General features: G+C 60.7%; 23 protein-coding genes and 1 tRNA gene. 5 read left to right on the plus strand and 19 right to left on the minus strand.

The features are described 5' to 3' along the window. Nucleotides 1-66: 66 nt before the first annotated feature. The 13 genes from arcC to atpD form a co-directional block, all read right to left on the minus strand. Nucleotides 67-996: a carbamate kinase gene (gene arcC, locus BTW08_RS01225; RefSeq protein ID WP_075560679.1), complete on the minus strand. Its 930-nt coding sequence runs from the start codon at nucleotides 994-996 to the stop codon at nucleotides 67-69. Between the two features lie 19 nt (nucleotides 997-1,015). After that, nucleotides 1,016-2,014, minus strand: a complete 999-nt coding sequence (gene argF, locus BTW08_RS01230) for an ornithine carbamoyltransferase (RefSeq protein WP_075560680.1) — start codon at nucleotides 2,012-2,014, stop codon at nucleotides 1,016-1,018. 25 nt (nucleotides 2,015-2,039) lie between these two features. Further along, the gene (gene arcA, locus BTW08_RS01235) at nucleotides 2,040-3,260 is read right to left on the minus strand and encodes an arginine deiminase (RefSeq protein ID WP_075560681.1); all 1,221 of its coding nucleotides are present in this window, start codon (nucleotides 3,258-3,260) and stop codon (nucleotides 2,040-2,042) included. A gap of 49 nt (nucleotides 3,261-3,309) precedes the next feature. Beyond that, complete coding sequence (gene arcD / locus BTW08_RS01240; RefSeq protein ID WP_075560682.1) at nucleotides 3,310-4,803, minus strand: arginine-ornithine antiporter; 1,494 nt, start codon at nucleotides 4,801-4,803, stop codon at nucleotides 3,310-3,312. 309 nt (nucleotides 4,804-5,112) lie between these two features. Further along, nucleotides 5,113-6,030 carry a F0F1 ATP synthase subunit gamma gene (locus BTW08_RS01250; protein ID WP_075560684.1) on the minus strand — a complete coding sequence of 306 codons (918 nt, stop codon included), beginning with the start codon at nucleotides 6,028-6,030 and terminating at the stop codon, nucleotides 5,113-5,115. Further along, on the minus strand, nucleotides 6,030-7,682 hold the full coding sequence (locus BTW08_RS01255; RefSeq protein ID WP_075560685.1) for an alternate F1F0 ATPase, F1 subunit alpha: 1,653 nt from the start codon (nucleotides 7,680-7,682) through the stop codon (nucleotides 6,030-6,032). The genes BTW08_RS01250 and BTW08_RS01255 overlap by 1 nt, the downstream gene beginning before the upstream one ends. Next, nucleotides 7,679-8,458 (minus strand): F0F1 ATP synthase subunit delta, encoded by a 780-nt coding sequence (locus BTW08_RS01260; protein ID WP_075560686.1) that lies wholly within the window; start codon nucleotides 8,456-8,458, stop codon nucleotides 7,679-7,681. Before BTW08_RS01260 ends, BTW08_RS01255 begins: the two co-directional genes overlap by 4 nt. A gap of 3 nt (nucleotides 8,459-8,461) precedes the next feature. Beyond that, a complete protein-coding gene (locus BTW08_RS01265) occupies nucleotides 8,462-8,752 on the minus strand; it encodes a F0F1 ATP synthase subunit C (RefSeq protein WP_075560687.1) in 291 nt (96 codons plus the stop codon). A gap of 43 nt (nucleotides 8,753-8,795) precedes the next feature. Beyond that, nucleotides 8,796-9,497 carry a F0F1 ATP synthase subunit A gene (locus tag BTW08_RS01270; RefSeq protein ID WP_075560688.1) on the minus strand — a complete coding sequence of 234 codons (702 nt, stop codon included), beginning with the start codon at nucleotides 9,495-9,497 and terminating at the stop codon, nucleotides 8,796-8,798. Next, entirely contained in the window at nucleotides 9,488-9,823 is a 336-nt protein-coding gene (locus BTW08_RS01275; protein WP_075560689.1) for an ATP synthase subunit I, read from the minus strand. The genes BTW08_RS01270 and BTW08_RS01275 overlap by 10 nt, the downstream gene beginning before the upstream one ends. Further along, nucleotides 9,816-10,163 carry an AtpZ/AtpI family protein gene (locus BTW08_RS01280; RefSeq protein ID WP_075560690.1) on the minus strand — a complete coding sequence of 116 codons (348 nt, stop codon included), beginning with the start codon at nucleotides 10,161-10,163 and terminating at the stop codon, nucleotides 9,816-9,818. The genes BTW08_RS01275 and BTW08_RS01280 overlap by 8 nt, the downstream gene beginning before the upstream one ends. Continuing rightward, nucleotides 10,160-10,564 carry a F0F1 ATP synthase subunit epsilon gene (locus BTW08_RS01285; protein WP_246837615.1) on the minus strand — a complete coding sequence of 135 codons (405 nt, stop codon included), beginning with the start codon at nucleotides 10,562-10,564 and terminating at the stop codon, nucleotides 10,160-10,162. Before BTW08_RS01285 ends, BTW08_RS01280 begins: the two co-directional genes overlap by 4 nt. Then, a complete protein-coding gene (atpD, locus tag BTW08_RS01290) occupies nucleotides 10,545-12,014 on the minus strand; it encodes a F0F1 ATP synthase subunit beta (protein WP_075560691.1) in 1,470 nt (489 codons plus the stop codon). The genes BTW08_RS01285 and atpD overlap by 20 nt, the downstream gene beginning before the upstream one ends. Nucleotides 12,015-12,380: 366 nt before the next feature. Between atpD and BTW08_RS01295 the strand changes: the two genes are divergently transcribed. From BTW08_RS01295 to BTW08_RS01305, 3 genes are all read left to right on the plus strand, one after another. Continuing rightward, nucleotides 12,381-13,094 (plus strand): Crp/Fnr family transcriptional regulator, encoded by a 714-nt coding sequence (locus tag BTW08_RS01295; RefSeq protein ID WP_075560692.1) that lies wholly within the window; start codon nucleotides 12,381-12,383, stop codon nucleotides 13,092-13,094. Nucleotides 13,095-13,443: 349 nt separating this feature from the next. Next, nucleotides 13,444-14,223, plus strand: a complete 780-nt coding sequence (locus BTW08_RS01300; RefSeq protein ID WP_075560693.1) for a Crp/Fnr family transcriptional regulator — start codon at nucleotides 13,444-13,446, stop codon at nucleotides 14,221-14,223. Between the two features lie 144 nt (nucleotides 14,224-14,367). Next, nucleotides 14,368-14,457: transfer RNA gene (locus BTW08_RS01305), tRNA-Ser, on the plus strand. 68 nt (nucleotides 14,458-14,525) lie between these two features. Here the strand turns inward: BTW08_RS01305 and BTW08_RS01310 are convergent. From BTW08_RS01310 to BTW08_RS01320, 3 genes are read right to left on the minus strand one after another with little or no spacing between them, the layout of a single operon-like run. Further along, nucleotides 14,526-15,479, minus strand: coding sequence for a DMT family transporter (locus tag BTW08_RS01310; protein ID WP_083627615.1), 954 nt, complete (start codon nucleotides 15,477-15,479; stop codon nucleotides 14,526-14,528). A gap of 13 nt (nucleotides 15,480-15,492) precedes the next feature. Continuing rightward, complete coding sequence (locus BTW08_RS01315) at nucleotides 15,493-16,671, minus strand: phosphoglycerate kinase (RefSeq protein ID WP_075560695.1); 1,179 nt, start codon at nucleotides 16,669-16,671, stop codon at nucleotides 15,493-15,495. After that, complete coding sequence (locus BTW08_RS01320) at nucleotides 16,668-17,732, minus strand: glyceraldehyde 3-phosphate dehydrogenase NAD-binding domain-containing protein (RefSeq protein WP_075560696.1); 1,065 nt, start codon at nucleotides 17,730-17,732, stop codon at nucleotides 16,668-16,670. Before BTW08_RS01320 ends, BTW08_RS01315 begins: the two co-directional genes overlap by 4 nt. A 264-nt stretch (nucleotides 17,733-17,996) precedes the next feature. On the opposite strand from BTW08_RS01320, the gene BTW08_RS01325 reads away from it, so the two are divergent. Then, nucleotides 17,997-18,965 (plus strand): aconitase X, encoded by a 969-nt coding sequence (locus BTW08_RS01325; protein ID WP_075560697.1) that lies wholly within the window; start codon nucleotides 17,997-17,999, stop codon nucleotides 18,963-18,965. A gap of 50 nt (nucleotides 18,966-19,015) precedes the next feature. Here the strand turns inward: BTW08_RS01325 and BTW08_RS01330 are convergent, their stop codons facing one another. The 3 genes from BTW08_RS01330 to BTW08_RS01340 form a co-directional block, all read right to left on the minus strand. Next, on the minus strand, nucleotides 19,016-19,774 hold the full coding sequence (locus BTW08_RS01330; protein ID WP_075560698.1) for an alpha/beta hydrolase: 759 nt from the start codon (nucleotides 19,772-19,774) through the stop codon (nucleotides 19,016-19,018). 121 nt (nucleotides 19,775-19,895) lie between these two features. After that, nucleotides 19,896-20,624 carry an LrgB family protein gene (locus tag BTW08_RS01335; RefSeq protein ID WP_075560699.1) on the minus strand — a complete coding sequence of 243 codons (729 nt, stop codon included), beginning with the start codon at nucleotides 20,622-20,624 and terminating at the stop codon, nucleotides 19,896-19,898. Further along, nucleotides 20,617-20,997, minus strand: coding sequence for a CidA/LrgA family protein (locus BTW08_RS01340; protein WP_075560754.1), 381 nt, complete (start codon nucleotides 20,995-20,997; stop codon nucleotides 20,617-20,619). The genes BTW08_RS01335 and BTW08_RS01340 overlap by 8 nt, the downstream gene beginning before the upstream one ends. A gap of 561 nt (nucleotides 20,998-21,558) precedes the next feature. Here BTW08_RS01340 and BTW08_RS01345 point away from each other — a divergent pair. Next, entirely contained in the window at nucleotides 21,559-22,611 is a 1,053-nt protein-coding gene (locus BTW08_RS01345) for a class I fructose-bisphosphate aldolase (RefSeq protein WP_075560700.1), read from the plus strand. Nucleotides 22,612-22,720 lie beyond the last annotated feature (109 nt).

Raw genomic sequence — 22,720 nt, forward strand, 5'->3', positions numbered from 1 at the left:
AGCCACTTCTATTTTTCTTGCCTCACCCGAACTGACACGCTTTCTGGACAGCGATAACAGGCGTTACTAGATATTGAGATCACTTTGCGTTTCCGGGCAGACCTGCGTTCCGGCGCTGCCTTCGAGCATATCTTCGATCTGCTCAAGTGAACCGATCATCGCAGGTTGACCGGTAGCGCAAACAAAAGCCTGAGCGGCCTCGACTTTTGGCCCCATCGAACCCGCCGCGAAGTCGTAGTTGCTTAAATCTTGAGGTGTCACCTTTCCGAGGGGGCGCTGCGTCGCTTTCCCCCAGTCAAGGAAGACGGCGGGTACGTCAGTGGCAATCACTAATAGATCTGCCTGCAATGCGCGTGCAAGCAGGCTACTGCAGAGATCCTTATCGATTACTGCCTCCACACCCTGCAGATATTTTTCCCCATTGCGTGCCACTGGTATGCCCCCGCCTCCGGCGGCGATGACCAGTGCGCCCCGTTCCAGCAACCAGCGAATTGCCTGTAGACCGAGCACACGCAGGGGTTTTGGGGATGCAACGACGCGCCTAAATGCGCTGCCATCTGCAGCCATGCTCCAGCCCTTGGCGCTGGCGACCTGTTCGGATTCGGCCTTGCTGTAGATCGGGCCGATTGGCTTGCTGGGATGTTTGAAGGCGGGATCCTGTGGATCCACCTCAACTCGAGTGATGAGCGTCGCCACCTCCCGAGTGGCAGGTAGCCGATTGGCCAGCTCCTGTTCCAGCAGGTAGCCGATCATGCCGTCGGTCTGCGCGCCCAATACGTCCAGTGGGTAGGCATCCACCTTTACATAGGCATCAGCCTGCAGTGCCAATAACCCAACCTGTGGGCCGTTGCCATGTGTCAGTACCAGGTCGTGCTTTTCAGCCACGCGCGCCAGTTGAGAGGCAGCACTACAGATGTTCTCCAACTGGTTCTCCGCAGTGGGGGGTTGATCGCGGCGCAGGAGCGCATTGCCGCCCAGCGCAACGACAATCCTCATGATTCAGCTCCGTTAAGTATCATCCGAGGGTCGCTACCAGCACGGCCTTGATGGTGTGCATACGGTTCTCTGCCTGGGTGAAAACAATCGATGCGTCTGACTCGAATACTTCATCGGTGACTTCTATCTCGCTGAGGCCGTACTTCTCATGTACCTGGCGACCGACCTCGGTTTCTAAACTGTGGAATGCCGGCAGACAGTGCATGAAGCGACTATTTGGCTTGCCAGTTGCCTGCATCAAGGCGGTATTGACCTGATAAGGCAGTAATTGATCGATGCGCTTTTGCCACACCTCGTCGTCCTGGCCCATCGAGACCCAGACATCGGTGTAGAGAAAGTCAGCACCGGCCACAGCCTTCAATGGATCGGTTTCCAGTGTGATACGAGCGCCGGTCGTGCTTGCCAGTTCGCGCATCTGTGCCACTAGCTCGGCGGGTGGCTGCAGATCCGTGGGCGAACAAATGCGGACATCCATGCCCATCAGCGTGCCGCCGACCAAAAGTGAACTGCCCATATTGAAGCTGGCGTCACCGAGATAGCAGAAACACAGTTCGTGCAATGGCTTTTCGCCAAATTCCTGCATCGTCATCAGGTCGGCCAGTATCTGGGTGGGATGCATCTCGTCAGTCAGGCCGTTCCATACCGGCACCCCGGCATACTGCGCCAGCTCTTCGACTACGCTTTGGTGAAATCCGCGGTATTCGATGCCGTCGTAGTAGCGCCCGAGTACGCGCGCGGTGTCTTTCAGCGATTCCTTGTGGCCCAGTTGCGAGGTGCCGGAATCGAGGCAGGTGACGTGACCACCTTGATCGTGCACAGCGACTTCGAATGCGCAGCGGGTGCGCGTCGACGGCTTCTCGAAGATCAAGGCGACATTCTTGCCTTTCAAGTGTGGCACTTCGTTGCCCACAGCCTTGGAGCGTTTTAGTTCGGCAGCTAGATCCAGCAGGAAGCGGATTTCATCCGGAGTGAAGTCCTTGAGCGCCAATAGGCTGCGATTGTGTAGATTAAAACTCATGGTGTTTTCTCATCTGGAGTTGGGGTTAGAGCGCGTCGCGCTCGATGGGACAGGACATGCAGTGACTGCCCCCGCGCCCACGTCCCAGCTCGGAACCCGGGACCGTAATGACTTCAACGCCAGCCTTACGCAGGAGAGTGTTGGTGTGAGTATTGCGGGCATAGCCCATCACCACCCCAGGCGCCAGTGCCAGCAGGTTGTTGCCGTCGTCCCACTGCTCTCGTTCGGATTGCCAGGAGTTTCCCCCAGTGGCTACCGAGCGTAGCCGGGTCACCCCGATCGCCTCGGCTACCACGTCGAGGAAAGGCTTGGTTTCAGTACGTACATCAAGACTGCCTTCCAGTTCACCTGGTCGCAGACTATGCACGCGGATCGCATCAACCATTTCCGGGAAACGGGTTACCAGGTCCACATCGCAGAAGGTAAATACCGTATCCAGGTGCATGGCGCCGCGGGACTTTGGTATTTGTGCGGCAAGCACGCGGGTGGCAGCGCCTTTGGCAAACAGGGCACGGGCAAGTTGGCTAACAGCCTGTGGAGATGTTCGTTCACCCATGCCTATCAACACCACGCCATTGCCCAGGGGCATCACATCGCCACCTTCCATCGTTGCGCCACCGTGATCTTCATCGGGGTCACCCCACCAGGTTGTCACCTGATCGCCGAACATCGGATGGAAACGATAGACCGCCGCGGTGAGTAGCGTTTCCTGTCGCCGCGCGGGCCAGTACATCGGGCAGAGCACCACGCCCTTCCCGACCCAGCAACTGCTGTCACGGCTGAACAGGGTGTTGGGTAGCGGCGGCAGCAAAAAGTCATTTGCGGACGTGTAGTGTGCCAGCAGGCCCTCTGGTTCGAACGTCAGCTCGGCGCGCGCCAAACCGCCGATCAGGTGCTCAGCCAGACGTTGCGGTGCCAGCTCCTCCAGCCAGGGGCGTAGCTGCTGCGCTAGCTCGGCGTCGATGGTGCCGGGGGCTAGCTTATGGTCGAGCAGCCAGGCCCGGGCGGCCGGATCGGCCACGGTCGTGGTCAGTAGATCATGTAACTCCAGCACCTCGACGTCATGGCTCACCATTGCGTTGGTGAAAGCGTCGTGGTCATTGCGCGCCTGCTCGACCCAGATGACGTCATCGAACAACAAGTCGTGGCAATTGGCCGGTGTCAGGCGCTGCTGCGCCAGGCCGGGACGGCATACCAGTACGCGACGCAGCCTGCCAACTTCAGAATGCACACCTTGGGGCGTCATGGCGTTGTACTCCTGATGATGTCGATGGGGTGTGAAAACAGGGAAGGTCTCACAGACTGAGTCGCCCCATGGCCAGAAGCGTGGCGGCCACGCTGGCCAGCACGACCAGGGCAGCAAAGACTGCCCATTCCCAGGCATTGAAAACCCGTTCCTGTCGCTGGCGCTTGGCCCAGGTGTATAGCAACACGCCTGGCGCATAGAGCATGGCGCTCAGCAACAGGTACTTGAATCCGGCGGCGTACAGCAGCCACAGACAGTACAGAGTTGCCAGGGCGGCTACGGGCACGTCAGCGCGCTGAATGGCCGCTTTGACACCCTCCTTACGCCATGCCAGTGCCAGGCCATAAGTCGCGCTGAACAGGTAGGGAAGAAGGATCATCGCGGTAGACAGCGAGATCAGTGCCAGGTAGGAAGCTTCGGAGAACAGTGTCAGTATCAGAAACAGCTGCACCATGCCGTTGGTAAGCCAAAGGGCGTTGGCAGGCACGTGTTTTGTATTTGTCTGTCCCAGCCATTTTGGCATTACGCCACCACCGGCAGGGGTGAACAGCGACTCCGCGGCTAGCAGCATCCAGGCGAGGAAACCACCGCCCACGGAGACGATCAGGCCCACGTAGATCAGTATGGCCCCCCAGGTGCCGACAGCGTTCTCCAGTACGCCGGCCATTGACGGGTTTTTCAAACCGGCCAGCGAGGGCTGGTTGAGTACGCCCAACGACAACAGCGACACCGCCATCAGCAGCAGCAGGCAAATCAGGAAGCCGAGAATAGTGGCCCGACCTACGTCCTCACGCTTGCGTGCTCTTGCCGAGTAGACACTGGCACCTTCGATGCCTATGAATACCCAGACGGTCACCAGCATGGTGCTCTTGACCTGATCGAGTATCGAACCCAGGCCCGCGTCTCCCCAAAAATCGAGACGGAAAGTGTCTATCTGGAAGGCCATTGCTACCAGTGCGATGAACAGCAGCAGCGGCACTATCTTGGCTAACGTAATCACCGCATTGAGTACCGCCGCGCCTTGTATGCCGCGCAGTACCAATAGATGGATGACCCACAAGACGATTGAGGCACCAGCGATGGCCGCCGGCGAGTTGCCATCGCCAAACATGGGGAAGAAGTAGCCAAGCGCACTGAAGGCAGCGACCAGATAACCGACATTGCCAATCCAGGCGCTTACCCAGTATCCCCAGGCAGAGTTGAAGCCGACGTATTCACCCGACAGCGCGCGGGCATAGGCATAGACGCCATTGTTAAGCTCGGGTTTGCGCAGTGAGAGCATTTGATAAACCCTGACGAGCAGGAGCATACCGATACCGGTAATGGTCCAGCCGATCAGGATGGCACCAGCGCCAGCACCCGCTGCCATATTCTGTGGCAGACCGAAGATGCCGCTGCCGATAATGGAGCCAACTACCAGTGCTACCAGCAGGCCAAGATTGAGCTTGGCAGGGGTTGCAGCGGCTTGAGCTGATGGCGTGGCTTCGATCGCGCCGGTAGCCGCTACGAGCTTGTCGGGTGGCACAGTGCCGGACTTATTCATGTGGACGCATCCGCCGGGGGCTGCAGACGACGGAGTCGCTTGTTATTGGTGTGCAATGTGTTTGGCATTTGCTGCGCACCCTTTGCAGCGGTGTCCGTTGGCAGGTTCAGGGTGATGGGCGCCTGGTCGGGTATGTCTTCAAAGGATGGGAGGTCCCTGACGATGTAGCTGTAGACGTCGAGATGTGACTGGATCATCGCAATTACCTGTGTAGGGTGTTGCCAGTCACAGCGTCTGAGCCGTAAGTGGTTACTGCTCAGTCTCTTCCTTCTCTAAAAGGCGGTCTGTACGACAGCGCACGCAGGATTATCAGCGCGTGGTGTGGGTGTCTTGCAGAGCGTCGAAGCCGGAGATCACGTCGAAAAGCTCCTCGTCGATGCCGGCCTGTCGCAATTGGTGGAAACGGGCGTGCAGGTCCTGTAGTAGCTCACCGATATTGCGATCAGCGCGCTGCATGGCGGCCAGACGACTGGCATTTTCACTGGCAAGGGACTCGGCGCTGGCTCGAAACAGCGAGACGAACAGATGCTCGCGGATAAAGGCGCGCAGAGTCAGCGAGCTCATGTCCAGCACTTCGGGTATCTGTGCGGTGGGCCATGGCTGGTTGACCAATCCACGCTGCCAATGGGTATCCAGCGGCAGCAGGCGCTGGCTCACGGGCGTATAGCCGGCAGCATTCGGTCGGTTGTAGAAAAGCGTCAGCGCTGTATCATGAATGGCGATAGGCCCTTCATCTTCCGCGGCAGCATTCGGTGCCTGAACTTCCTGCAGAATGTCGCCCACCAGGCGGGTGATCAGTTCCACCGATCCAGGAACCGGAAAGCATCCTTCGGGCTCAATGCCGGCATCGATGAGACGTGCGTGCGTGCGCTCACCAACCGCCCAGACTCGGGACTCGGTCTGCGCCAGTGCCGCCACCGCATGTTCGACCGCTACCTCGTTGAATCGGCCTACCAGCCCCTGGTCGGAGCCGAACACCACGGCCCGCATCCGGGTGTTGACGCGTGGAGGTGGCAAGGCGAGAGACTGCGCACTGCGTTGCTCGGCTGAGCGCAGGCACACGCCGAGTCCAAGTTCGACCGTCTGTGCGTAATCGGCCAGGGCGGACACCGAACGTTCATATTGCCCAATGGCTGATGCTGCGGATGCTTTCATGGTACTGACCACGGACTTGAGGTCTCCCGCACTGTCCATTTTCCGGCGCAGGGCAATCAGGGTGGTGGCCATCAGAGTTGCGCTTCGTTGGTGTTGCTATGGCTGCCGGTTTTGAGCTGAATTGCCATAGGTTTCTCGTCGGTGTCAGTGTGGCCAGCCGTCTCTTGAGATGGCCGGGTCTCTGTCTGGGGCAGGAGAGCCTCGAGTACCTCGCGCGCGGCTTCGGTGACCTGCCGACGATCCGTATCGGCCAGCTTGCCGCCCGCGGTCAGCCGTTCGATCAGGTCATCAGGCAGATCATTGGCCATCTTTTCCACTGTCTGCTGTGCCGCCGCCATGCGCTCAAGCGGTACGAGATCAAACAAGGCTGCGTTCAGCGCCAGCAGAATGGCGAGCTGTGCGGGGACTGAAACCGGTGAGAATTCGGCCTGGCCCAGACAGGCGCGGATGCGTTTGCCGTGATCGATGGACTGCCGCGTATCCTCGTCCAGCCGGGCACCGAAACGGGCAAAGGATTCCAGCTCCTCGAACTGGGCATAGGCGAGCTTGAGATCGCCCGCCACCGCACGATAGGCCGCGCGCTGTGCCTTGCCGCCGACCCTGGAAACTGACTGACCCACGTCGATGGCGGGTAGAACGCCGAGTTCGAACAGTGACGGTGACAGCACTATCTGCCCATCGGTGATGGAGATCAGGTTGGTCGGGATGTAGGCCGAGATATTCTGCGCCTCGGTCTCGATGATCGGCAGGGCGGTCAACGAACCGCCGCCGCGCTCTTTGGTCAGGTGGGTGGCGCGTTCCAGCATGCGTGAGTGGATGTAGAAGATGTCACCGGGAAAGGCCTCTCGTCCCGGTGGGCGACGCAGTAGCAGTGACAACTCGCGGTAGGCGCGGGCGTGGTGGGTCAGATCGTCGTAGACGATCAGCACGTCGCGGCCCTGTTCCATGAAGTGCTCGGCGATACTGGTGGCGACATAGGGCGCGATGTAGGCCAGGCCTGGCGCTTCGTTGCCCTCGGCGACCACGACCACGGTATAGGCAAGCGCATCCTTTTCGTGCAGGTTGGCGACCGCCTTGGCGACTGCAGATGCGCGTTGTCCAATGGCGCAATAGACGCAAAGCACGTTCCTGCCGCGCTGGTTGAAGATGGTATCGAGGGCGATCGCCGTTTTACCGGTCTGGCGGTCGCCCAGGATCAGTTCACGCTGCCCCCGGCCGATGGGGATCAATGCGTCCATGACCTTCAACCCGGTCTGCAGCGGCTCCGTGACTGGCGCTCGATCCATGATGGGCGTTGCAGGTCGTTCGATAGGCAGGCGCTGATGTGTCACTACCGGCCCCCTGCCGTCCAGCGGCCGCCCGAGCGGGTCGATCATCCGGCCCAGTAAGGCGTCGCCTACGGCCACGTCCATTACCCGGCCGGTGCGCTGAACTTCCTGGCCGGCATGAAGATGCGCGTAGTCTCCCAGCAGTACGACATCGATGCTGTCTTCATTGAGATTGAAGGCGATACCGAAGAGGCCGCCGGGAAATGCCAGTAGCTCCTCGGAGCTGACTTGCCGCAAGCCGTGAACACGCACAATACCGGTGGAAACACTGGTGATCGTGCCCACTTCGCGTAGCTGTAGTTGCGGTCTGAAGGCCTGCAGGCGTTGCTGGATGTCTACGAACGCGCCGTCAAGGACGGATTTCAGGTCAGGGCTATCGGGTGTTGCGGTGATCATGCTGCCACCGTCGCATCGGACTCGTGCGCCGTGTGAGGGGCCGAGGACAAGGCACTCAGGTAGTCCTCGATACTCCAGGCCAGTTTCTGCCCTTGAGCACTGATTTCGATGCCGGCAACGAGATCAGGCTCCGTCTCGAACTTTAGCGCTATTGTCTGTCCGGCCGTCTCGTCTATCGCGGCCTGGATCGCCGTTTGTTGGGCGGCAGGTAGCTCGAAAGCACTGCGCAACACGGCAGGAGTCGCCTCTGAGGTGTCCCTGAGTGCCTTGCCAAGCGCAGACAGTGCCTCGTCATCGGCGGCCTGCAGCCGCTGAATGAATACCTCGCAGACCCGTTGCTCCAGATTGGTATCGGCAAGGTCATCCAGCACCTGGCGCGCGATAGCGAATACCTGCTGCTGGGCACGACGGACGATCTCGGCATGCAGATGTTCGGTGTCGGTCGCCAGGGCCCTGGCGCGCATGGCGCTTGCCTTGTCGGCAACCTGGGCTGCCTCGGTGCGTAGACGTTCGCCTTCGGCCGTTGCCGCATTCGTGGCTTGCTGCAGCAAGTCTGCGCGCTGTTGTTCGAAGGCCTGGTTCTTTTGTTCGAATTCCCGTTGCTGCCTGTGCGCTTCCGCCTCGGTCGCGGCGGCGTCCGCCAGCGTTGCCGCAATTCTCTGTTCACGCGCAGCGATGGCATTCAGCACCGGCTGATACAGAAATCGTTTCATCAACCACACCAGAACAATGAAGTTCAGCAACTGTGCGCCGACGGTGAACCAGTCGATTAGCATGATCTATTGGCCCGATGCCTGACTGGCCACAGCCAGTGCGGCATTCCAGAATGGATTGGCAAAGATGAGAATCATCGACACCACGAAACAGTAAATCGCGGTGGACTCGATCATCGCCAGGCCGACGAATAGCGTGCGGGTAATGGTCGCGGAAGCATCGGGCTGTTGCGCAAGCGAGGTAAGTGCAACGGCTACTGCACGGCCCTCGGCGAGAGCCGGCCCCATTGTGCCGAAGCCCGTGGTCACGCCAGCCATGATGATGGAAGCGACGGCAATCCAGGTGAGAGCGTCCATAAAGTGTGCCTTTGTGAGGGTCGATGGGAGATAGGGCTTTGATTCATGCGGCTGGCGCCGGAGAGGGGACCTTGACCGCCTTGCTGCTGCGTGTGGCCGCAGCGATGTAAACCGCTGCCAGAATGGTGAAGATGTAGGCCTGCACCATGCCGGTGAGTAGACCCAGTAGCGTCATCACAATGGGAAAGAAAAAAGGCGTAATGGACAACAGAATGGCGATGATCATGGCGCCACTCATCATGTTGCCGAACAGGCGCACGGCCAGCGCCATGGTGCGTGAGACTTCGCTGATCAGGTTGAAGGGCAACATGATGGGTGTGGGTTGAAGGTAGGATTTCAGATAGCCCATTAGCCCTTGACTGGAGATGCCAAACAGCGGCACGGCGACCAGCACGCTCAGGGCAAGTGCCGCTGTCGTCGACAGCGACGCGGTCGGCGGCTCGTAGCCGGGAATGACGGTGGCCAGCGCCGCGATGGCGACGAATAGAAACAGGGTGCCGAGGAAGCCGAGGTAGTGGTGCGGGTTCTTCAGACCGACATCCTTTATCTGACTCATGATCGTGGTTACCACGATCTCCAGCAGATTCTGCCAGCGTGAACGTTCGTGACTGGTGGTCAGCCGGCGCGTGATCAACGCGGCGCCCAGAACGAGTACCGCCATCAGCATCCAGGTGAACACGATGGTGGCGTTCAGCGAGATAAAGCCGTATTGCCAGAAGATCCAGGCATCGGGGGTCAAGCGCATGGTGGCCTTCCCGTCGTATGTTCCATGCCTGGCGCAATGGGGGCTGGCAGGCCGCGTGTCACACGCAGGATGAACGCGCGCGCCAACAGAAAGCTCAGCAGGCACAAACCCAGACGCAAAGGCTGCCCCGTCCCAATGAGATAGAAGCCCACGAGTACGATCCCCGTGCGCAGAAACAGGCTGCCGAAGAACCACCGTGCCGGGCGCTTTGATACGGCACCACGCTGCACGGTCCACCAGAGACCACCGAAGAAAATCGTTCCCAATGTGAAACCGGCGATCAGCGCAACTGCACAGCCCAGTATCCAGCTGATATTGTCAGGCATTGTCGTCCTCCTGTTCTTGATGCATTGCCCGGTCCTCCTGAGAGACCCAATACCATGCGTTCAGGCAGCCGACGGTCAGCCCGGCCATCAGTAGTGCCAGCGTCAGTGAACGACCGCCGGGGTAGCGTTGATCGAGCCATAGGCCGAGTCCGGTCCCCAGCAGTGTGGGTACGACCACCGACCAGCCGATCAGGCCCATCATGCCGAGCCCGAACCAGACCTTCGGCGTGCCGTTGCGGCGTGCCTTGAGCTTACGCGTCGCCTTGATGCCAACCTGCCGCGCCAGGGTCGGTTCGGCTGGCGTTGAATCCGGAGATTGGCGCTTGGGGTCCTGACTCATGGCGAGCGATCCTGCAACGCTGCGAACCGCTGCATGAATCCGGTTTCCAGCTTGGCCATTGCTGCCCGCATGGATTCTTCCTGCGCATCCTGGGTGATGAACTGCTCTTTCACGGCTTCGTGCAGGCAAGCCAGGTCATTGCCACGTAGCGCTTGCCGCACGGAAATCGTCACGTCGAGACCGGTCTTGACCAGTACGCCGGCATCCAGTGCCACGAACGCTTCATTCTGCTCGTCATCGGTGAAAACCAGGATGCCCGGTACCAGTGCCGCGACACAGTCCAGACGCTGTGGCAGCAGGCCAAATGAACCGTGTACCGTCTCGACCACAATGCGTGAGACGCGAGCTTCGTTGACGAAAACCTCATAGGGCAGCAGCACCTTAAGCGTCATCATCGGCATGCGTGGTCTCCTCTAACGATCGCCCTTCTGCCTCGGCGCTGGATGGGGCTTTTATTCGGGCCTCGCCAATCGCGCCGATCATGTAGAGCGCGCTCTCGGGTAAGTCCTTGAATTCGTCAGCGAGAATGCGCTCGCAACCGTCCAGCGCGTCTTCCAGACTGACCAGCTTGCCGCTCAGGTTGGTGAACTGCTTGGTGGTGAAGAACGGTTGGGTGAGAAAGCGCTCCAGGCGGCGTGCTCGCGCCACGACCTTGCGGTCCTCGGGCGACAACTGCTCCAGCCCGAGCATGGCGATGATGTCCTTCAGCTCGGCATACTGTGCCAGCGTGCGCCGAATGGCTTGCGCTATCCGGTAGTGATATTCGCCGACGATACCCGGGGTGATCATCTTCGAGCTGGATTGCAGCGGGTCGATGGCCGGGAACAGCCCTTCGCTGGCGCGTTTGCGCGACAGCACGATGGATGCCGACAGATGCGAAAAAGTATGTACGGCAGCAGGATCGGTAAAGTCGTCCGCGGGTACGTAGACCGCTTGCAGGGAAGTAATGGCGCCGTTGTTGGTGTTGGCGATACGCTCTTCCAGCGCTGCCAGTTCGGTCCCCATGGTCGGTTGATACCCAAGGCGCGATGGCATCTGCCCCATTAGCCCTGAAACTTCCGAACCGGCCTGAATGAAACGGAAGATATTGTCGATCAGCAGTAGTACGTCGCGATGCTCGTCATCCCGGAAGTACTCGGCCATGGTCAGCGCCGCGTGTCCTACGCGAAAGCGCGCGCCGGGTGGCTCGTTCATCTGCGCGAAGATCATCACCATGTTGGGCAATACCCCGGCAGCCTCCATTTCGCGGTACAGCTCTTCGCCTTCACGCGAACGTTCGCCAATGCCGCAGAAGATACTGGCGCCCTGTTGATTGCCGACCATGTTATGAATCATCTCGGTCAGAAGTACTGTCTTGCCCACGCCGGCGCCGCCGAACAGTCCCGCCTTGCCGCCATGCTCCAACGGTGTGAGTACATCAATCGCCTTGATGCCGGTCTCGAATACCTCGGAGCGGGTCGAGCGGCGAATCAAGGGGGGCGGATCGTTATGTACCGAACGCCATTCCACGCCTTCCAGCGGTGGGCCGCGATCGATGGTGTTACCGAAAACATCGAACATGCGCGACAGTATGGGTTTGCCAACCGGTGCCTTCAGCGGCCCACCGCTATCCGTCACAGGCATTCCACGTGACAGGCCTTGGGTCGGGGTAAGGGCGATTCCTCGAACGTGGCGCTCATCGCGTTGAGCCAGCACCTCGATAGTGACCCGATCACCGTCGCCCGCATGCAGTAGGCTATTGACCGGCGGTAGTTGGCCTTCGAAGCGAATGTCGATGACGCTGCCACGGACGGTGACGATGGTGCCGAGATTGCCCACGCCGGACTTGGGACCAGATTCAGACGCTGTCATTCCGGGCCCTCCTGTCAGTTGTCGCTCATCCACCCCGAACAGGTGATGCTTATGCATGCCAGATCATGAGCAGTGGTCATCATGCCTGTAGGCAGAGATATCCACCGTGCGCTAGCGAACACAAGAGTTCCCAGCGGGATCTGGGCTTCTACTTTTAGAGAGTTGCGCCCCTGCTCACCTGATTTACCTGGATCAACCTTTTTCGGCACTACCCATGCTTGGAGCACAGGGGGATCGCATAACCGACTCCGGGGGTCCACTATTGGCTCTCGTTATGTACGCCATCGAACAGAATATGGGCGCTTCAGCCCTGTGTTTTTCCATCAGGTTTTCCCATCAGGCCGATCTCCTCGGCTGGAGGCTGCCATGCCTGAGTTACCGCGACCGCAGCAGAATCTCTTATTGGCTGCCTTGCCTCATGAGTCGAAGAAACGCCTGGTCGATCATCTCGAGCTGGTTTCACTGCCATTGGGCAAGGTGATGTACGAATCCGGAGAAACCATGCGATATGTGTATTTCCCCACTGATTCAATCATTTCGCTGCTCTATGTGATGGAAAGTGGTGCCTCTGCGGAGATATCCGTCGTCGGTAATGAAGGAGTCGTCGGTATCGCTTTGTTCATGGGTGGGGAAAGCACCCCGAGCCGCGCCATAGTGCAAAGCGGCGGCTATGCATTTCGATTACTCGGGCAGCGGCTCAAGGATGAGTTCAATCGTCACGGCGAGATGCTGGTACTGATGTTGCGCTACACCCAGGCATTGATTACCCAGATGTCGCAGACAGCGGTGTGCAACCGTCATCATTCTATCGATCAGCAGCTGTGTCGCTGGCTACTACTGTCGTTGGATCGTCTGCCAGACAATCAGATAACCATGACACAAGAGTTGATCGCCAACATGCTGGGGGTTCGTCGGGAGGGCGTCACCGAGGCCGCGGGAAAGTTGCAAAAGCTGGGCGTTATCGAATACCGGCGTGGTCACATCACGGTATTGAATCGGCCCAGGCTCGAGCAGCTAAGTTGTGAGTGCTATGCCGTGGTGAAAAAGGAAACCGATCGATTGTTGTCAGATCACTTTTGAGTCCGATCGCGTCATTCTTTTGCGACTCATAAACGCCAAGGTTCACGAATCGATAGGTGATATCCAGCCAAAGCCGGATTTCATCCTGTAGCTTTGAGCCAAGGAGAAACCTGGAAAGTATTGGGAAAGCCAGAAAAAAATGGCATCGATGTCAGGTCGAGGTGGCTCAGGAAAAAATCTCATCGGCTCTAGATTGTATCAATGCACTAAAAGCGCTAGTGCAACTTGACGCTGCGTGCTGTAACGAACAGACCGATTTCCTTGAGACATGCAGTCTGGGTGAGGCGGGATCGTTCAAGCACCTTTCTCACGCCGAAATCTTCTACTCTTGTGCTGCTGGAAATACTCCATGTCAGTTGCACCTCCAACGTCGATTACCAACCACTTGCTTGGCTGCCTTCCAAATAACGAGCGAAGCAGTGTACTGGAGCAATGCGAAGCGGTAGAGCTGGCGTTTGGTAGCGTTCTCTGCGAAAGCGATTGCTCTTTCCGGTATCTATATTTTCCGACGACTTGTTTCATCTCTCTGGTCACCACCCTCGGTGGCAACCATCCATTGGAGCTGGGATTGATTGGTAACGAAGGTATGCTTGGCGCCACGTTGGCACTCGGCGTCAATACCGCCTCGTGTCGGGCAGTGGTTCAGGGGCCGGGCACGGCTCTGCGTATGCGTGCAACCAGACTGCGCCGTATTCTATGCGATAACCAGATGCTGAAACGGATTCTCAAACACTATCTTTATGTGCAGCTCACTCAGTTGGCGCAGAATGCTGCCTGCGCCCATTTTCACGAAATCGAGCCACGTTTGGCGCGCTGGTTACTGATGACTCAGGACCGCGCTCACGCCGACCACTTCCATCTGACCCACGAGTTTCTCGCGGACATGCTTGGCGTGCGTAGAAGTGGGATCACCCTTGCAGCGGGCGCGTTACAGTCGCGAAAGCTCATTCGTTATCGCCGTGGGAATATCACTGTTCTCGACCGCCGAGGGTTGGAAATGGCCGCCTGCGAATGTTACGACGCCCTGCTAAAAGATCATGCCCGACTATTTCCATCGCACACACCGTTGCCTGCGCGTGAGGGAAGCCGCTTGAAGCGCGGCCAGGATGAGACGCAGGCGGCGGATTGAGCCGGTGGCGGTCGGCGAGCACGAGAATTTGGGCTGCTAATATTAACGTTTGGATCCGATTCTGTTATTTTTGCGCCGCGAGATCGTTCGACCGAGTATCCGATGCCTTGGCATGGGGCATACGGTTGGGTGCCGTCTCGCCAAGGAGAGGTGGCAGAGTGGTCGAATGCACCGCACTCGAAATGCGGCATACCTTCGCGGGTATCGAGGGTTCAAATCCCTCCCTCTCCGCCACGAATGATGAATCAGCCGGCCCCATGGGGCCGGCTTTTTCGTTGCTGGACGTCCCGCAATGGAGGCGTTCAGCCGCTTGCTCTCGCCGGCAGCACTTCCAGGACCGCGGCGGCAATCACCAGAACGGCACCGACAATCTGGATTGGCGCCAGCGGTTCGTCAGCCAGCAGCGCCGCGGAGAAGACGCCAACCAGCACCTCGCTCATCATCAGGATGCCGAGGCGCGCCGGCGACAGATACCTCGCTGCCCATACCAGAATCGCCAACGATGCTGACCACCACAGGCCGGCGGCGGCCAGGATCCAGGCGATAACCTGCCACCCGTTCCCCGCCGGCGGGAGTCCGGGCCAGGCCGAGAGGAACGGCGCCAGTAGTGCCGCGGCGACCAGGGCGCCGACGGCGAACAGGAAACTGCCTTCCCCGGGCCCGAGCGTGTTATGGGAACGCATGCCGCTGGAGGCAATTGCCCACAGCAGGCCGGAAGCCAGCCCCAGCCAGTCGCCGATGCCATGGGGCAGCGGTGAACCGTTGGCGCCGAGCACCAGTCCCAGCCCGGCGACACCGACAATGATGACCGCGATACGCCGTCCGGTCAGCGGCCAGCGCCACCACAGCCGTTCGATCAGCGTGCTCCAGATCGGCGTCAGGTAGAACAGCAGAATGACCACGGCGACCTGGCCGTGAACCAGGCCGACGGAATAGAGCATGAAGGCTGCGCCGCCCAGGGTGACCGAGGCGATCCCCAGCCCGGATGAGCGGGCGAGACGGCGGCGCTGGGCAATGGCCCAGGGAGAGAGCAACACGCACGCCGTGGCGGCGATGATCAACGACCCCCAGACGCCCCCGAGCTGGAGCGCTTCGAGCCGGCGAATGGGGAACCAGTAGAAGCCCCAGAGGGCGCCGGCCAGCAGAATGCCCAATGCCGGCCACGCAGAAGAGGCGTGGCCGGCATGATCGGGATTCGGGGACCGGGGTGACGCCGCGCCTCCCTTGACGCGCGAGCTCCTCGAACGTGAACGCAAGCCGTTGGCCTGATCAGCCAGCGGCTTTGTCCGATCCCGCTTTCTCCAGTGCCGCTACGGCGGGCAGGGTCTTGCCCTCGACGTATTCGAGGAAGGCGCCGCCGCCGGTGGAGATGTAGGAAACCTGATCGGCGATGCCGTACTTGTCGATCGCGGCCAGGGTGTCGCCGCCGCCGGCGATGGAGAATCCCGGGCTTGCGGCAATCGCCTTCGACAGCACTTCGGTGCCCTTGCCGAACTGATCGATCTCGAACACGCCGACCGGGCCGTTCCACAGGATCGTGCCGGCGTTTTCCAGCAGGCTGGCCAGATGCTTGGCGGTGTCCGGGCCGATATCCAGGATCATCTCGTCGTCGCCGACCTGATCCACCGGCTTGACGGTCGCCGTGGCGGATTCGGAAAACTCGGTGGCGACGACGACGTCGGTCGGTAGCGGAATCTTGACCTTGGCCATCAGCTCCTTGGCCTTGTCGACCAGATCCGCCTCATAGAGCGATTTGCCCACGCCGTAACCGGCCGCGGCGATGAAGGTGTTGGCAATGCCGCCACCGACGATCAACTGATCGCATTTCTCCGACAGCGAATAGAGCACGTCGAGCTTGGTCGACACCTTGGAGCCACCGACGATGGCGGCCATCGGGCGCTTGGGTGCGCTGAGCGCCTTTTCCAGGGCGTCGAGTTCGTTGGCCAGCAGCGGCCCGGCGCAGGACTGTGGCGCGAACCGGATCACGCCATGGGTGGAAGCCTGGGCGCGGTGGGCGGTACCGAAGGCGTCCATCACGTAGATATCGCAGAGCGCCGCATAGGCCTTGGCCAGCGCTTCGTCATCCTTCTTCTCGCCCTTGTTGTAGCGCACGTTCTCGAGCAGCACGACCTCGCCTTCGGCGATCTCGACCTTGCCATCGAGATAGTCCTTCTCCAGCCGCACCGGTTTGCCCAGCAGGTCGGCGAGATGCTCGGCCACCGGGGCGAGGGTGAACTCGTCTGCCGGCTCGCCTTCGGTCGGCCGCCCCAGGTGGCTCATCAGCATGACGCTGGCGCCGGCATCGAGCGCGGCCTGGATGGTCGGCAGGCAGGCGCGGATACGGGCGTCGCTGGTGACCTTGCCGCCCTTGACGGGCACGTTGAGATCCTCTCGAATCAGGACGCGTTTTCCGGAGAGATCCAGTTCAGACATCTTGAGTACGGTCATGAAATCCTTTCCTTACGCTGAAGAGAAGTGACGGGTTCGGAGACGGAAGATGACAGTCCGAGCCAGTGGTGAGCGACATCGAGCATCCGGTTGGCGAAGCCCCATTCGTTGTCGAACCAGCACAGCAGCTTGAGCAGGCGGCCACCAGCCACGCGTGTCTGAGTGGCATCCACGATACCCGAGCGCGGATCGTGGTTGAAGTCGACCGAGGCCATCGGCTCGTAGGTCACGCCGAGCAGACCCAGGTAGCGCTCACGGCTGGCGGCTTCCAGGCAGGCGTTGACGGCGGCGGCGTCGGTATCGCGTTCGAGCGAGATCGACAGGTCCATGGCCGAGACGTTGATGGTCGGCACGCGAACGTGGAGACATTCGAAACGCCCGGCCAGATGCGGCATCAGCCGGCCGATACCGCGGGCCAGGCCGGAATCCACCGGAATGATCGAGTGCATGGCCGAACGGGTCAGGCGCAGGTCGCTGTTGTGGTAGGCGTCGATCACCGGCTGATCGTTCATGGCCGAGTGGATGGTCGTGGTGACGCCATGGGAGACGCCGAAACTGGCTTCCAGCACGTTGAGAATCGGCACCAGACAGTTGGTGGTGCACGACGCCGCCGAGACAATGCGCATGTCGCTGGCGATCTCGTCTTGATTGACGCCATAGACGATCGTGGCATCGACGTCGGCTTCCGCCGGCTGGGAAAACAGCAGCCGTGGCGCGCCGGCCTGGAGGTGGCGCTCGGCGCTGGCGCGATCCTTGAAACTGCCGGAACACTCCAGCAGCAGGTCGATGCCGAGCTCGTCCCACGGCAGCGCTTCCGGTTCGGCTGCGCTGAGCACGCGAATGGCGCGGCCATTGACGATCAGGCAGCCGTCTCGCGCTTCGACACGGCCGGGGAAGCGTCCGTGAGTCGTGTCGTAGCGAGTCAGATAGGCGATCGTCTCGAGATCGGAGAGCTCGTTGATGGCAACGATCTCCAGCGGCAGATCGGGGCGTTCGATCAGCGCACGCAGCACGCTCTGGCCGATGCGGCCGTAGCCGTTGATGGCGACGCGATAGGTCATGGGCGATCGGGTAACCCAACGTTGAGGACGGTGTCGAGGTCGACCATCTTAGCGCATTCATTACCGACGAGCCGAGAAGGGGTAGATGTCAGTCTAAAGCACTGGACGAAACGGGGGCTGCCTCGTAGCTTGAAACGATCTCTCTCATGCCAGAGGCTCTTCCGCGATGGCTGATGCCAATGCCTTTTCTGTTTCACTTTCTGTTCGTTCTGTTCGTTCTGTTTCACCCGCGGTCTTGTCGATAAACGTTCGGACGACATCGCCATGATGCGCCGTCTCGAGTCTCTGGCATTCCATCTCTCCGCCACCGAATGTCCGGTCGAAGGCGAGGGCAGTGGGGTAGTCATGGCGAGTGCGGAGCCGCTGAGTCTGTGCGGCGGGGTGGAGCCGCAGGAGGGCGCGGTGATCGATCGCCAGCACCCGCTGTTTGGCGAACGTATCGCCGGTCGGGCGCTGGTCATACCCCTCGGAGGCGGGACTGCCGGCAGCGTGATGCTGTTGGAGGCGATTCATGCCGGACAGGCGCCGGCGTTGATCGTGCTCGATCGGATCGATGAGGTCAGCGTTCTGGCGGCCATCGTCGCCGAAGAGGCGCTGTCGCTGACGGTGCCGGTCATCGTGCTGGACCCCGCGCGCTTTGCCCTGGCGCAGGCGGCGCATCTCATCACCCTCCATCGTGGCCGGCAGCTGGTGGTCAGCGGCCCGCGTCTGGCGGGCCTGGCCAGCGTGACGGCCGGTGGGGCGCTCGGGCATGAGCCAGCGCCAACGACGGCGGCGAACGACGGCTTTGCCCTGTCGCCGGCGGATCGGCGCTGTCTTGCCGGTGAGACAGGCCCGGCAGCCCAGGTCGCCATGCGCATCGTGGTGCGACTGGCGCGACTGCAGGGCGCAGTCGAACTGCTCGATGTGACTCGCGTACACATCGATGGCTGCCTATACACGGGGGCGGCTGGGCTGGTCTTTGCTGAGCGTCTGGTCGAGTGGGGCGGGCATGTCTGCGTGCCGACGGCTGTCGAGACGCGCCTCGACACGACCGTTTCGACAGTGGAAACGACCAGCGACTCGCTGGCTGCGTCGACGGAGGCGACGGAACGACTCATCGAGCTTTGCCGGAAGCTCGGTGCATCGCCCGTTGCCAGCGCAGAGACGGTGCTGGAGCGCACGCCATTGCCATGGCCGCTCGCACTATGTGTCGCGTTGACCGGGCGGGCGCCGGCGCCATTCGTCCACTGATCCCGCCACGGTCTCCATAGCCATGTTCTCCACAGCAACGTCCTCGTCGCTCAGCGGCTGGCGCTCCATTGGGCGGCGATCGCGTTGAGCTGTTCCGCCAGCGTTTCCGGCATCTCCATCGGCAGTAGATGGCCGTAGCCGGGGAACACCTCGAGCTTGCCCTGGGGCAGGTGCGGCATCACTTCCGCGCGCTGAGTGTCGGGAGGCAGCGATGGATCCTTGTCGCCGACCAGCACCCAGGCCGGGTAGGGGAGTTTGCCGACGGCCTCGCGCCAATCCTCGGCGTAGGTCGTCGTCGGCCAGGCGCGCCACGCCGCCGGGTTGGCGTTGATCGCGTCCTCCACCGCCTGCTGGTAAAGCGTGGGAGCGAGCGAGACTTCGCTGGCGCCGTCGATGAACTGACGAGCCTGGACCTCGCTGAAATCGAAGTCGAGCTGGAATCGATGCTCCTCGTCGCCGATCGACTGCGGCCCCGGCGGCGAGGGTGCGATCAGGACCAGCGCGCGCAGCCACGCCGGCCGAGCGGCGGCGACGGTCATGGCGATGCGACCGGAAAACGAGTGCCCGACCAGGATGACGTTGTCGAGTCCGGCGGCTTCGATGTACTGCTCGACATGCCGGGTCATCGAGGCGACGTCGAATCCCGCCACCTCGCTGGCGCGGCCGAATCCCGGCATGTCCAGCGTGACGACCCGGTATCGCTCGTCGAGAAGCGGCAGGACCGCTTCCCACTCATGGTGGGAACTGCCGAAAAAGTGCATCAGCACCAGCGTCGGGTCTCCCTGACCGCTATCACTGGCTATCGTCATCGAGGCTCTCCTTGAGGATCTGACTGAGACGTCGAAACATTCGACGAACTGCTCACAGCGTAGCGGGATCTGGACTGCTGTCAGGCTTTGGCGCCATTCGAACGACGACCGGTCGCGACGTTCAGTAGAAGAGATGCCAGACGAGGGGCAGCACGACGGCGGTGAAGGCGCCGGTCAGGCTCATGCCCAGGGAGGCGAAAGCGCCGGCGACGCTATTGATCTCGAAGGCGCGGACCGTGCCCAGGGCATGGCCGTTGATGCCCAGCGCCAGGCCGATCAGTCTCGGGTCGCGAATCTGCAGAATCCGGCTCAACCACTCCACGCCAAAAATGGCTGTCACGCCCGTGGTCAGTAGGGCGCCCATCAGCAGTGCTCTGGAGCCGCCGAGCTCTTCGGCCAGGCTCAAAGCGATGGGGGAAGTCACCGATTTCGGCGCCAGCGAGGCGAGCACGTTCTCCGGCGCTCCCATGACGGCGGCGATGATCACCGCGTAGCAGGCGGCCAGCGTCGCCGACAGTGGCAGCGTCATCAGGATCGGCTTCCACAGGGCGCGAATCTGCGGCAACTGCTGATAGAGCGGCACGGCCAGCGCGACGGTGGCAGGCCCCAGCAGCAGCATCAGCCAGCTAGCCCCCCGGTTGTAGTCCTCCACGCCGATCGGCAACAGGGCGATGATCACGGCAATCATGATCGCCGCGATCAGCATCGGCGGGCACCAGCTGGGCCTGCGCATCAGCTTGAACAGGCGAATGCCGATGAAATAGGCGCCAAGGGTGAGCGTGATGGCGGCGATGGGCGACTCGAACCACTGCTGCGGTAGCTGGGCAAGTCGTCCGAGCCAGTCACTCATGGTCGGCGCTCCTCAAGTCGCTCTCGGCGGCGCCCTGGGGCAGGTAGCGACGCATCAGCAGCAGACTCGACAACACGCTGAGCAGCGTGCCGACGATCAACGCGGTGAGAATTGCGGCCCATTGATCGGCAAATTGATCGGCGACAAAGAATATCTCGACGACACCGGGCATGATCAGTAGCGCCAGCATGGCGATCAGCGGCTGACTGATTCGAACGACGTCCGCATTCATCCCGCCGCGGTAGCCGAACCATAGCGTCAGCAGCAGCATGCCGATCACGCCGCTGGGCATGGGAATATGAAACAGTCGCACGAGGGCCTGGCCCAGCATCAGAAAGACGAGCAGCCACAGGAAACCGCGCAGAACGGACATCGCAGAAATCTCGGATTGCTGAAAGACGAGCATCATACCAAATGCGTCGTGCGGTTCCGGACGACATCTGCCATGACGGGCGCTCAACACTTTCCCATGACGATTTTCAGCCGATGCCCGGATACGAAACGTGACAATCTAGGAAAGCCCCGCCAGGGCGCCCGGCGACGGGAACAGGCAGTGCAGAAATGGTGCATGGGCGTGAACTGCGACGCATTGTCGCTTATTCTTGGCGCAGATATGGCCGCTGATCGAGGATCGCTGCGAGAGCGGAGGCCTGAAGCCGAGCGACGTGGCATGAAACGGCAGCGGATTTTGTCGATAAATTTGTGCGATGAACTTGTTCAATGGATTTGTTCGATGGATTTGTGCAACGGACAAGCGCGTGGTCGGACCGGGTGGGCTGATGCCAGCCTCTCGTGACGATACGCGGTAAAGCGACGCCAGGGCAGCCATTACCGGTTTGCCCTCTTTGGTAGAACGGGTAACCATCGCTGGTGGGCGGGAAGCGGTCGAGGTCGAGCCCCGCATGCCCCATCTTGAGTACAGAGGAAAAGCAACATGACCGATATCGCCAAGCTGCTGGGCAAGGAAGCGGATAGCCTTCTCGGCTACACCTGCACGGGTTTCAAGAAAGAGGACCTGTACCTGCCGGGACCCGACTTCGTCGATCGTGTGTTCTCCGACAACGATCGCAGCCCGCACGTGATGCGTAACCTGCAGACCCTGTTCAATACCGGTCGTCTCGGTGGCACCGGCTATCTCAGCATTCTGCCGGTCGATCAGGGGATCGAGCACTCGGCCGGGGCCTCTTTTGCGCCCAATCCGATGTATTTCGATCCCAAGAACATCGTCGAACTGGCGCTGCAGGGCGGTTGCAACTGCGTCTGTTCGACCCTGGGCGTGCTGTCGTCCGTAGCGCGGCGCTATGCCCACAAGATCCCGATGATGCTCAAGCTCAATCACAACGAGAGCCTGACGTTGCCGGCGATGTACGAACAGACGATGTTCGCGCAGATCGAGCAGGCCCATAACATGGGCTGCATCGCGGTCGGTGCCACCATCTATTTCGGCTCAGAAGATAGCCGTCGGCAGATCCAGGAAGTCAGCGAAGCCTTCGAGCGCGCGCACGAGCTGGGCATGGTCACCGTGCTGTGGTCGTATCTGCGCAATCCGGAGTTCAAGAAGGACGGCACCGACTATCACGTCTCCTCCGACCTCACCAGCCAGGCGGTGCACCTGGCGGCGACCATCAAGGCGGATATCGTCAAGCAGAAGCTGCCGGAGAACAACGGCGGCTACAAGGCGATCGGTTTCGGCCATACCCACGACAAGGTCTACAGCGAACTGACCAGCGATCATCCGATCGATCTGGCCCGCTATCAGGTGGCCAACTCGTTCATGGGGCGCGCCGGGCTGATCAACTCCGGTGGCGGCGCCAAGGGCCATTCCGATCTGGGTGAGGCGGTGCGTACCGCGGTCATCAACAAGCGCGCGGGTGGCATGGGGCTGATTTCGGGGCGCAAGGCGTTCCAGAAGCCGCTGAAGGAAGGTATCGAACTGCTCAATGCGGTTCAGGACGTCTATCTCTCCAAGGACGTGACGATCGCTTGATCGTGACCGTCCGACGTTAGACGTTGGTTGTCAGCGGTAAAAGCCCGGCCTAGTGCCGGGCTTTTTTTCGCCTCGATATCAGGTAGTTGCTAAAGCTCGTTGGGTGCGA

The organism is Salinicola sp. MH3R3-1, assembly GCF_001937155.1.
Taxonomy (GTDB): domain Bacteria; phylum Pseudomonadota; class Gammaproteobacteria; order Pseudomonadales; family Halomonadaceae; genus Salinicola; species Salinicola halophyticus.